Here is a 10,488-nt window from a genome sequence, read left to right on the forward strand (position 1 = left end):
CAGGGTGACGTCGCCGGCCCGCTCCGTCCGCGGGGACCGGGAGCGCGGCCCGGCGGTCCCGAACACCTCCACCGGGACGCCGGAGCGCCCCAGCGCGGCCGTCAGCCGCTCGGCGTAGCGCCCGAGCCCGCCGACGACGTCGGGCGGGAGCTCGGAGCAGACGACGTGGACCCGGTGCGGCCGTGCCGTCACTCCGGGCTCCGCAGGAACGTCCGCCGGGCGAACGCGAGGTCGTCCTCGGTGTTGACGCCGCGTGCCTCGTCGGGGTCGGTGACCGGCACCACCGTCACCCGCCGGCCGCAGGACCGCGACAGGTGGGGCAGGAACGGCAGGAAGTTGACCTCGCCGGTGGCCGCCCCGGGGACGGCGCCGGCCAGGTAGCCCTCCCACGCCGCGGCCAGCCCGTCCGTGCTGAGGCAGAACACGCCGACGTCGCTGAGCCCGCCGGGGCGGCACTCGTCGCCCTCCCGGGACTGCCGCACCCGCACCAGGGCGGATCCGGCCAGCTCGTACTCGACGTAGGGGTCGGGCAGCGGCACCAGGGGGAGGGTGAGCCCCGGCCGCCCCTCCGGGTGGTCCCGCCGGTGGGCGTGCACGACCCGGCGCACGGTCTCCGGGGACAGGTTCGCCTGGTCTCCCCAGACGACCAGGGCCGCGTCGTACGGCTCCCAGTGCGGGGCGGCGCCGAAGACGGCGTCGCCCATGCCCCTCGGCTCGTCCTGGACGCCGACCGAGACCGTGCCGCGGGCGATCTCGTCGGCCGCCAGGTCGCGGAACGGGCCCTCGCCGGCGGGGGAGACCACGACGTGGACGTGCTCCGCCCACGGCCGCAGCCGCCGGTGCAGCAGGTGCCACACGGTGACGCCGTCGGCCACCTCGATCATGATCTTCGGGATGTCGAGTCCCAGGCGGCTGCCCCGCCCGGCCGCCGGGATCACCGCGCAGACGCGCCGGTCACTCACTGTCCCCGCCCTCCGTCTCGGTCTCCGGCTCCGTCTTGAGTTCGGTCCTGAGCTCGGTCTTGAGCCCCGTCGTGAGTCCCGTCTCGGGTTCCGTCTCGAGACCGCCGCCGTCCTCCGCCTCCAGGAGGGACGCGATCTCGTCCAGGTCCCGCACCGCGACCGCCCCGGCGGCGGGCCCGGCCGCGTGGACCCGCAGCGTCACGAGCCCGGCGCCGACGGCGGAGGCCACCCCGTGGACGGAGTCCTCCACGGCGACGGCGCCGTCCGGGTGGACGGCCCAGTCACGGCAGGCCCGCAGGTAGAACCGCGGGTCGGGCTTGTTCCACGGGACGTCGTCGGCGGTGAGCACCCCGCGGAAGCACCCGTCCAGCGAGCAGGCCGCCAGGACCCGCTCGACCGACCCCCGGCTGCCACCGGTGACCAGGTACGGCGTGCGGCCGCGGTCGGCCAGCAGGCCGAGCAGCCGGCGGGCGCCGGGGAAGAGGGCCACCATCCCCGCGTCGACGTAGCCGCGGTACAGCTCCTGCTTGCGCCGGACCAGCCGCCGGGCGACGTCGCCGGCGGCGCCCAGGCCGGCCACCACCTCGCGGGTGCCCGTCCCGGCGTGCGCGTCGTACCGGAAGGAGCCGAGCAGCTCGGGGGCGATCTCGGTGATCGCGTCGCGGAACGCCGCCTCGTGGACCGGGCCCGAGTCCACGAGCGTGCCGTCGAGGTCGCAGAACCAGGCCCGCCGCCCGGCGATCGCCCTGGCCGCGATGGCGGCCGCAGCGGTGGCGGCGGTGGCGGCGACCGGGGTCTGCGCCGGGTTCATCCGGCACCCACCAGGGACGCCTCGGCGGCGATGCCGGTCAGGGCGGAGACGGTGCGCCGGCCGCAGTGCGCGCCGGGCCGTCCGGGATCCTCCAGGTGGCCGGTGATCCAGCGCACCCCCGCCCGGCCGCCGCCGCCGCCGGTGGCGCCCGCCGCCGGTGCGGCGGTCCGGTGGCAGAGGACGTGGGTGACGGTGCGCCGCTCGTTGAACGGGTCCCCGAGATAGGCCAGGGTGCGGTCCAGCAGGTCGGACGCGCCGAGACCCCGGACGTCGTGATCGTCCCGGATGTTGACGACGAAGACCTTGGCCCCGGTCCGGTTCGCCGCGATCGCGTCCGCCAGGCCCGGGGTCAGGTAGCTGGGCAGCAGCGACGAGTGCGGGGTGCCCGGGCCGTAGACGATGAGGTCGGCGTGCCGGAGCGCGTCCCGGGCCTCCGGGTTCAGCGAGATCCCGGCACTGGCGCGGGCCAGCGTCCGCCGCAGCCGCTCGGCGGGCTGCGCCTGCAGCGCGGTCCGGGACTCCGGGACGACGGGTTCGCGGAGCAGGAACAGGTCGGTGATAGCGGCGGCGTCCTGCGGGGCGACGATGTCGGCCTCGTCCGCCAGGAGCCGGCCGTCCTCCTTGAGCGCGACCAGGAAGGCGTTCTCGCCTCCGGTCACGTTCACCAGCCGGGCCGGTGAGCCGAACGTCCGCGCGCACGAAGCGACCGCGGCGTTGAAATCGCCGCCCAGCCGGAGGTAGGAGCCGGCGAACACGAGGTTGCCGAGTGCGCAGTCGGAGAGGCTGAACCCGTGCGGATGCCCGTCGAGGTGGCGCAGGAAGACGGTCAGGTCCCGCACGATCGGGGTCCGTGCCTCCGGCGGCAGCGTCCCGAACGTCCTCCCGAGGGGCAGCCGGTTCACGAGGCCGGCGAGGTCGTCGCGGGTGCTCCCGGCGGGCAGCCGGTGCTCCAGCACGTTCCTCAGCGCGGCCTGGCGCGGGTCGCCGCCGTCGAGGTGCAGCAGCAGGTTCTTGCGGAAGTCCGAAGGTCCCAGCATCCCGGGCAGGTAGCGCCGGAGCGCCCCGGTGGAGTGCCCGTTGTCGTAGCCGTTGATCAGCAGGGAGAGGTCGACCTCGGGGATCCGCAGGAGCCGGCGCGCGATGCTGGCCCCGCCGCGCCCGCCGCTGAACAGGGCCACGGACGTACGGCCGGAGCCGAGACCGGGGCCGAGGGAGGGGGAGGGGTACGGCGAGCTCATCGGGCCTCCTCCGTCGCGGGCGCGTCCGGGGCGCGCAGCACGCCCCGGCGCAGCAGCCACCGCCGGTAGCCGAGGTAGCCCACGAACAGGGCGCGGTCGCGGGCCCCGCGCCAGAACCGCCACCCGCGGCTGCCCCCGCCGCGTTCGCGGTGCTCGATCGGGATCTCCACCCAGGCGTGGCCGACCTCGGCGACGCGGGCGGTGATCTCGGTCGAGCAGTTCATCCCGCCGGACTCCAGCGGCAGCGCGCGCAGCAGCGGGCCGCGCACCACCTTGAAGATCGAGTTGAAGTCGCGGTAGCGGGTGCGGTGCAGCAGGTTGCTGACCGCGCCGCTGGCCGCCGACCCCCACCGGTAGGCCAGGGCGTCGGCCTTGTGGATCCGGGCTCCGGAGAAGGCGGGCCCGTCGCCGGCCTGCAGGTGGGTGAGGAACCGGTCGAGGTTGGCGATGGGGAACTGGCCGTCGGAGTCGAGCAGCACGACCCAGTCCAGCCGGGTGGCCGCGATCGCGGCGGCGATCGCGGCGCCCGCGCCGCGGTTGCGGTCGAAGCCGACGACGACGAGCTCGGGGCAGTGCCGCTGCAGGTCCGCCAGGATGGCGCGGGTCGCGTCGGTGCTCCCGTCGTCGCAGACGACGATCTCCCAGGCGCCGACCGCCGGATGGTTTTCGAGGTAGTCCCGCCACTCCGTGACCGCCGCCGCGATGTTGTCCGCCTCGTTGTAGGCGGGCGCCGCCACCGAGATGCCGACGGGCGGGCCGGTGACCGTATCGGCGGCCGGGCCGACGGCCGCGTCGGTGCTCGGGCCCGCGGCCGCGGCTCCGGCGCGGGGGACGTCGTGGGCGTACGGCACGCCTCGCCTCCTCGTGCTGGTCCCGGTCACCGTGCCGCGGCTTCCCCGGCCCCGAGCAGGCGGCCGATCCAGCGGTCCAGGGGGAGCAGGTTGACCGCGACGACGACCGGGACGTGCGCCAGGGTGAACAGGATCGCCGCGCCGAACGAGATCGGCCCGCCGGTGAACAGGTTGATGTGCGGAGCGTCGATGAGCTCGGGGATCTCGACCGGGTTGACCACCTGCCACATGACGTCGAGCAGGCCGGAGAACACGATGAGGATGCCGCTGGCCGCGACCTGCAGGCAGCGGCCCGGGGTGCCGCCGCCGATCCGGTAGGCGGCTGCGACGGTGAGCACGATCCCGGGGTAGAGCAGCAGGTACAGGTGGGTGTAGAAGCCGTCGCCCTGGAGGCGTCCGGCGTCGCCGTAGTAGAACCAGCTGACCCGGGGGATCACGTACGCGGTGAAGAAGACGAACGGGATGTACAGCAGCCAGTGCAGGCGCCGCGACACCCACGGGAAGAACGCGATCGCGCAGCACAGGCAGGCGAACGCGAGCAGCTTGACCACCAGTTCCCACGCGGCTTCGATCTCCCTGCCGTGGGGGGCCAGCCACGAGACCGCGGCGCCGGCGGTCCCGGCGGCCAGGGCGATCCACCACACGTGGGGAGCCCAGCCGCGCCGGGCGGCCAGGACGACGTCGGCGGCGCCTGCCCGGAGCCCCGCAGCCGGGGCTTCCTCACCGGGGGACGGTGCGGACGGCCTGTTGTCCTGCGTGGTCATGAGGTCCTGCCCCTTCTCTGAGCTTTCCGCGCCGCCGTGGGGGACACCCCGGCGGACCGGCGGACGCCGGCCGCCGTCTCCCCGGCCGGAACGGGGAAGGCCGTTCTCGTTCCCGGTCCGGCGGAATGCGGCGTCAGGACACGGGATTTCCATCCCGTTCTTTTCGGCGGCTGTTCTGCCGTGATTTCGGACACCGCGCGCACAACGGCCGTCCAAGGACGGATCCCGGCGGCCGGCCGGTGCCGGGGCGTTCATCCGCCGTATTCGGACGCGGTGCGTCCGCGGCCGTCGTTTCGCTTCGGTGAATTTCGGCGCAGAGCATGCCGCGCTTCTCCATATTCTTCATGTGAACGTGCTGTCCGGTGGATGATTTTCGATTCCGCGGTCATCGGCCGGGAATCGCCCTCCCTTTTCCGGCCATGGCGCCGAGTAAGGGGATCGCCCGCGGGGAGCCGGCGGCCAGGCCGGCGACGAGCACCACGTGGACGGCGAGGTGGACGGCCATGAAGTAGGCGGTGAAGGCCGTTCCGCGCTGCCGGTGGACGAACCTCAGCAACGCGGGGTCGGAGAGGACGAACCCCGTGACCGCCGCGGCGGGCACCCCGAGCAGGGCGGGGTGCAGCGCGGCCAGCGGGAGCGACGCCAGCGCGAGCCCGCAGGCGAGGATCCCGGTCCGCCGGTTCGCCCGTGCCAGCTTGGCTTCGCCGGTGCCCCGGACCGCGGCCCGCGCCATCAGCGGGATCACGGGCAGGGCCCGGCGCCACTGCTCGGTGAGGATCGGCAGCAGCCGGCTCCCGTCGTCGTGGCGGCCGACGACCGCGTCGGTGAGCACGATGCGGCACCGCAGGGCGAGCCGGCTGCTGTACTCGACGTCTTCGGAGTCCCGCAGCCCCTCGTCGAACCTCCCCGCCGCGAGCAGGGCCTCACGGCGGACGGCGGCCAGGGCGAACACGGCGCTGCCGACCTCGCCCAGTTGGCGGCGGCGCCAGTGGACGGCGTGCAGGATGCGGTACCGCTCGATCGGCCCGTCGTCGATGAGTGGCTCGGTGTCGTAGATGCCGTGCACGCAGCCGTAGCCGGGATCGCGCTGGAGGATCTCCACGGCGTTGGCGACCGCGTCGGGCCACAGCGCCACATCGGAGTCGAGGAAGAAGACGACGTCGCCGGTGGTGTGCTCGACGCCCGCGTTCCGGGCGGCCGATACCCCGCGGTTCTCGGGCAGCCGGAGGACGCGGCAGCCGAGCTCCTCCGCGATCGCCGCGGAACCGTCGGTGCTCGCGTCGTCGACCACGACGATCTCGTCGGGCGGCCGGGTCTGGGACAGCGCCGACTCCAGGCACAGGCGCAGGGTCCTGGCTGCGTTGTAGCATGGAACGATCAAGGAAATCGTCGTCATGGATCCAGCCGCTCTGGCGGCCGACAATGGCGGGAGCGCCGTCGGCCGCGAATTTCAAGCGCTCATCGCCGTGCGGGTCGCGGGATTCTCCACAGAATGACCGGCGGGGGAACCCCGGACGCACACCGCATCGAACACGGCGGATTCTTCACCGTTTGATGGGGTGTGCCGGGGAGGGCGGGTTCCGAATGGAAGCCCGGCAATCCGCGCGGCTTCTACTGTAAAGACTCTTTCCTCATTCGAGGGCTTCCCTCTCGGGGATCGGAGGTCGCCCGGCCCGGTGGGTTCGCTTTCATTTGCGACCACCGTAGTAGGGCTAGATCCGATATTCAATACGTCGGGACCAAAAATTGGGAGCGCTCCCACGGATGCGCTCCGGCCACCGGGGAGGGGCCTCCGCCGGGCCGGATGGCAGTGTGGGGCCATGAGCGACGACGCGGCGATCCGGCCCTTCCGCATCGACATCCCCCAGGACGACCTCGATGACCTGCGCGACCGGCTACGCCGCACCCGGTTCCCCGACGGGCTGCCGGGCGCGGGCTGGGACCTGGGAGTGCCGCCGGACTACCTCAGGGAGCTCGCCGACCACTGGGCCACCGTCTACGACTGGCGGGTGCACGAGGCGCACATCAACTCCTTCCCGCAGTTCACCACCGTGATCGACGGGCAGAACGTGCACTTCCTGCACGTCCGCTCACCCGAGCCCGGCGCGCTGCCGCTCGTCCTCACCCACGGCTGGCCCGGCTCCGTGGTGGAGTTCCTGGACGTCATCGGCCCGCTCTCCGACCCCCGCGCGCACGGCGGCGACCCCGCCGACGCCTTCCACCTCGTCATCCCGTCCATGCCCGGCTACGGGTTCTCCGGCCCGACCACCGAGAGGGGCTGGACCGTGCGCCGCATCGCCCGGGCGTGGGCCGTGCTGATGGAGCGGCTGGGCTACGACCGCTACGGAGCCCAGGGCGGTGACTGGGGGTCGATGGTCTCCCGCGAGCTCGGCCTGGCCGACGCCGGGCGCGTCGTCGGCGTGCACCTGAACTTCCTGCTGACCTTCCCGTCCGGTGCGCCGGGGGAGCCGGACGACCTGACCGAGGACGAGAAGGCCCGGCTGGACGGCCTCGGCCGCTTCCTGGACGACATGTCCGGCTACATGAAGATCCAGTCCACCCGGCCGCAGACGCTCGCCTACGGCCTGGCCGACTCCCCCGCCGGGCAGCTGGCCTGGATCGCGGAGAAGTTCAAGGAGTGGACGGACTCGGAGCGGGTCCCCGAGGACGCCGTCGACCGCGACCGGCTGCTCACCAACGTGACGGTGTACTGGCTGACCAACACGGCGGGCTCCTCGGCGCGGCTGTACTACGAGTTCGCGCGCGAGCGGAGCCGGCCGGAGGTCTCCGCGACCCCGACGGGGGTCGCGGTCTTCCCCCGCGAGATCGCCCCGCCCGTCCGCCGGCTCGCCGAGCGGAGCGAGAACATCGTGCACTGGACCGAGTTCGACCGCGGGGGCCACTTCGCCGCGCTGGAACAGCCCGAGCTCCTGGTGGGGGACGTGCGGGAGTTCTTCCGCCGGTTCCGCTGACGCCGCCGATCGCCCGTCGAGCCGTCCGATCGCCCGTCCGACCCCCAGACCGTCCGTCCGTCCGTCCGTCCGCCCGTCCGTCCGTCCGCCCGTCCGTCCGTCCGCCCGTCCGTCCGCGTCGGCCGTCGCGGTGCGCGGCCCGTCCCCATCGCGCCTCGTGCCGCCTCCGGCGGTGTCGCTCGGGATACGGCGGGCGGCGGTGGGGAAGACGAGAGAGATGATGTCCGCGTAGCGGTTGAAAGCGGGATGCAATGACCATCGACTCGTTGTGGGCCTGGGCCATCGTCGTGGGGATCGTGGTCGCCCTGCTGGTCCTCGACTTCCTGGTGGCCGCCCGCAGGCCGCACGCCGTGGGACTGAAGGAGGCCGCCCTCTGGTCGGTGTTCTACCTGGGGGCGGGCATCGCCTTCGGGCTCGCGCTCTGGGCGCTGGCGGGTCCGCACATCGCGACGGAGTACTTCGCCGGGCTGGTCGTCGAGAAGAGCCTCTCGGTGGACAACCTCTTCGTCTTCGTGGTCATCATGGGCCGGTTCGCGGTGCCCGCCCGGCACCAGCAGAAGGCGCTGCTGTTCGGCATCGCGGCCGCCCTGGTCATGCGGGTGGCCCTCATCACCGCGGGCGCGGCGGCGATCTCGTTCTTCTCGCCGACGTTCCTGCTGTTCGGCCTGCTCCTGCTCTGGACCGCCGTGCAGCTCTTCCGGCACCGCAACGACGACCCCGACCCCGGTGACAACCCGCTGCTGCGCTGGGTCCGCCGCGTTCTCCCCGTCACCGACGACTTCCACGACGGCCGGCTCGTCGCCCGGGAGGACGGCAGGCGCGTGATCACGCCGCTGTTCCTCGTCTTCGTCGCCATCGGCAGCACCGACCTGCTCTTCGCGCTCGACTCGATTCCGGCGATCTTCGGGATCACCCAGCACCCGCTCCTGGTCTTCTCCGCCAACGCCTTCGCGCTGCTCGGCCTGCGCGCCCTCTACTTCCTCATCGAAGGGCTGCTGGAGCGGCTGGTCTACCTGTCGATCGGGCTCTCCGCCATCCTGGCGTTCATCGGCGTCAAGCTCATCCTGGTCTTCCTGCACCGGGAGGTGTCGGCGGAGATCCCGGAGATCCCCACCCTCGTGTCGCTCGGTGTGATCCTCGCCGTGCTGCTCGTCACGGTCGTCCTGAGCCTCAGGCGGGTCCGGCGGCATCCGGAGGAGCGGGCGCACGCCGGAGCGGTGTACCTGCGCCCCGAGGGCGACGGCGACCCCGGCGGGAGCCCGGACGGCAGGTGAGCCGCCCGCCGGTCGCGGGAGCGGGACCGCGAGGTCCCCGCCGTGCAGGTCCGCACCCAGGGCGCTCCGCGGCGGCACGGCGCGGCACCCGATCCCGCCCGGCTATCCGATCACGACCGCGGGGCGCCTCGGATCGTCCACCCGGACGACGACGTCGGCCGTCTCGGCCGGCTCCGCCTCCTGCTCGTAGCGCTCGTAGGCCGGCAGGGTCCAGCGCAGCTCCGGGTCGGTACGGCGGGCCAGCGCGCCGGGGGAGAGCCACAGGTGCACGGTCAGGTCGAACGGGAGCCACCGGCCCAGCAGCAGCGCCCCGTCCAGCAGCAGCACCGCCCCCGGCGGCAGGGTGACGTACGGCGCACGCGTCGCCCGGTCGGTCGCCTTGTTCCACAACGAGGGCAGGACCTTGCCCGAGCCGCCCGGGTCCAGCGGCGCCAGCACCTCGCGGGTCAGGCCGCCCGCGTCCAGCCAGTCCTCGTAGAAGGCGTCCGGGTCGGTCCTGCCGTGCTCGAAGCGGAGCGAGGCCGGGCGCAGGAAATCCCACGCGGACACACGCAGGACCTCGCGGCCGCGCAGCCGGAGCGGCCCGGCCAGCGCGTCCGCGAGGTCACCGGGCCGGGCGGCGGGCGCGCCGTCGACCGCCACCCGCACCCAGGAGTCCGCAGGCGCCGCGGCGATCCGGTCGGCGAGTTCCTCGGCCAGAGACGACATGGAGATGGGGCGTACACGCACCCTGCCATCCTGCCAACGGCGGACGACGCCCGCGGACCGGTGGGCGCCCGCGGACTCCCGGCGGCTCCCGACAGCACGGTACGGCGGCCGGGAACCGGCCGTGAACCCTCAACGGCGTATCGGGTGAGAGGAAGGTGAACACCATGGACGGACCCCGGGGATCCGGGGCCGGACGATCGGAGCCGGATTGATCGCGCACACAGACCGCGCCGGGGCAGCCGAGGACGCCGGTGACGTCGGCGACGCCGAGGTGATCCGGAGGTCCCTGGAGGAGCCGGAGGCGTTCGCGCTCCTGTTCGACCGGTACGCCCCGGAGATCCACCGCTACGCCGTCCGGCGGCTGGGCGACTCCCTGGCCGACGACGTGGTCGCCGACACGTTCCTGGCGGCGTTCCGGCGGCGCGACCGCTACGACCTGACCCGGCCGGACGCCCGCCCCTGGCTGTACGGCATCGCCGGGAACCTCATCGGCAGGCACCGCCGGGTGGAGATCCGGTCCTACCGGGCGCTGGCCAGGACGGGGGTCGACGAGGTGGCCGAGAGCTACGCCGACCGGGTGGACGCCCAGGTGAGCGCCTCGGCCGTGCAAAAGGACCTGGCCGGGGCGCTGGCCGGGCTCTCGGCCGGGGACCGGGAGGTGCTGCTGCTGGTCGCCTGGGCCGATCTCACCTACGACGAGGTCGCCGAGGCGGTGGGGATCCCCGTCGGCACAGTCCGCTCACGGCTCCACCGGGCCAGGAGGAAGACCCGCGCCGCGTTCGGCGGCGCCGACCCGACGGCTACCGAGGAGGAGCGTCATGGATGAGCTGAGCGCGCTGCGCGAGATGCGCGCGCAGGCGCCGGAGGCGGACGCCGACCGGCTCGGGCCCGCCCGGGAGCGCCTCATG

11 protein-coding genes are annotated in these 10,488 nt (G+C 73.7%); 3 read left to right on the forward strand and 8 right to left on the reverse strand.

Going from position 1 to position 10,488, the window contains the following annotated elements; translation table 11 throughout:
* From ACWJ6R_RS21120 to ACWJ6R_RS21150, 7 genes are all read right to left on the reverse strand, one after another.
* Positions 1-192, reverse strand: a 192-nt coding sequence (locus tag ACWJ6R_RS21120; RefSeq protein WP_449063888.1) for a hypothetical protein, incomplete at its 3' end; no start/stop codon positions are given.
* On the reverse strand, positions 189-962 hold the full coding sequence (locus ACWJ6R_RS21125) for an NTP transferase domain-containing protein (protein ID WP_449063889.1): 774 nt from the start codon (positions 960-962) through the stop codon (positions 189-191). The genes ACWJ6R_RS21120 and ACWJ6R_RS21125, both read right to left, overlap by 4 nt.
* A complete protein-coding gene (locus ACWJ6R_RS21130; protein WP_449063890.1) occupies positions 955-1,773 on the reverse strand; it encodes an HAD family hydrolase in 819 nt (272 codons plus the stop codon). The genes ACWJ6R_RS21125 and ACWJ6R_RS21130 overlap by 8 nt, the downstream gene beginning before the upstream one ends.
* Complete coding sequence (locus ACWJ6R_RS21135) at positions 1,770-3,011, reverse strand: 2-phospho-L-lactate transferase CofD family protein (protein ID WP_449063891.1); 1,242 nt, start codon at positions 3,009-3,011, stop codon at positions 1,770-1,772. Before ACWJ6R_RS21135 ends, ACWJ6R_RS21130 begins: the two co-directional genes overlap by 4 nt.
* Positions 3,008-3,862 carry a glycosyltransferase family 2 protein gene (locus ACWJ6R_RS21140; protein WP_449063892.1) on the reverse strand — a complete coding sequence of 285 codons (855 nt, stop codon included), beginning with the start codon at positions 3,860-3,862 and terminating at the stop codon, positions 3,008-3,010. Before ACWJ6R_RS21140 ends, ACWJ6R_RS21135 begins: the two co-directional genes overlap by 4 nt.
* Positions 3,863-3,888: 26 nt before the next feature.
* Entirely contained in the window at positions 3,889-4,626 is a 738-nt protein-coding gene (locus ACWJ6R_RS21145) for a hypothetical protein (RefSeq protein WP_449063893.1), read from the reverse strand.
* A 385-nt stretch (positions 4,627-5,011) separates the two neighbouring features.
* Positions 5,012-6,007, reverse strand: a complete 996-nt coding sequence (locus tag ACWJ6R_RS21150) for a glycosyltransferase family 2 protein (RefSeq protein WP_449063894.1) — start codon at positions 6,005-6,007, stop codon at positions 5,012-5,014.
* A 439-nt stretch (positions 6,008-6,446) separates the two neighbouring features.
* On the opposite strand from ACWJ6R_RS21150, the gene ACWJ6R_RS21155 reads away from it, so the two are divergent.
* Both ACWJ6R_RS21155 and ACWJ6R_RS21160 read left to right on the forward strand, forming a co-directional pair.
* On the forward strand, positions 6,447-7,598 hold the full coding sequence (locus ACWJ6R_RS21155) for an epoxide hydrolase family protein (RefSeq protein WP_449063895.1): 1,152 nt from the start codon (positions 6,447-6,449) through the stop codon (positions 7,596-7,598).
* 251 nt (positions 7,599-7,849) lie between these two features.
* A complete protein-coding gene (locus ACWJ6R_RS21160) occupies positions 7,850-8,872 on the forward strand; it encodes a TerC/Alx family metal homeostasis membrane protein (protein WP_449063896.1) in 1,023 nt (340 codons plus the stop codon).
* A gap of 102 nt (positions 8,873-8,974) precedes the next feature.
* On the opposite strand, the gene ACWJ6R_RS21165 is transcribed toward ACWJ6R_RS21160, so the two are convergent.
* On the reverse strand, positions 8,975-9,601 hold the full coding sequence (locus ACWJ6R_RS21165; protein WP_449063897.1) for a uridine kinase: 627 nt from the start codon (positions 9,599-9,601) through the stop codon (positions 8,975-8,977).
* A 187-nt stretch (positions 9,602-9,788) separates the two neighbouring features.
* Here ACWJ6R_RS21165 and ACWJ6R_RS21170 point away from each other — a divergent pair, with 187 nt between their 5' ends.
* Positions 9,789-10,406, forward strand: coding sequence for an RNA polymerase sigma factor (locus tag ACWJ6R_RS21170; RefSeq protein WP_449063898.1), 618 nt, complete (start codon positions 9,789-9,791; stop codon positions 10,404-10,406).
* The last annotated feature ends 82 nt before the right edge of the window (positions 10,407-10,488 follow it).

The sequence above is a fragment of the Planomonospora algeriensis genome (assembly GCF_977012225.1).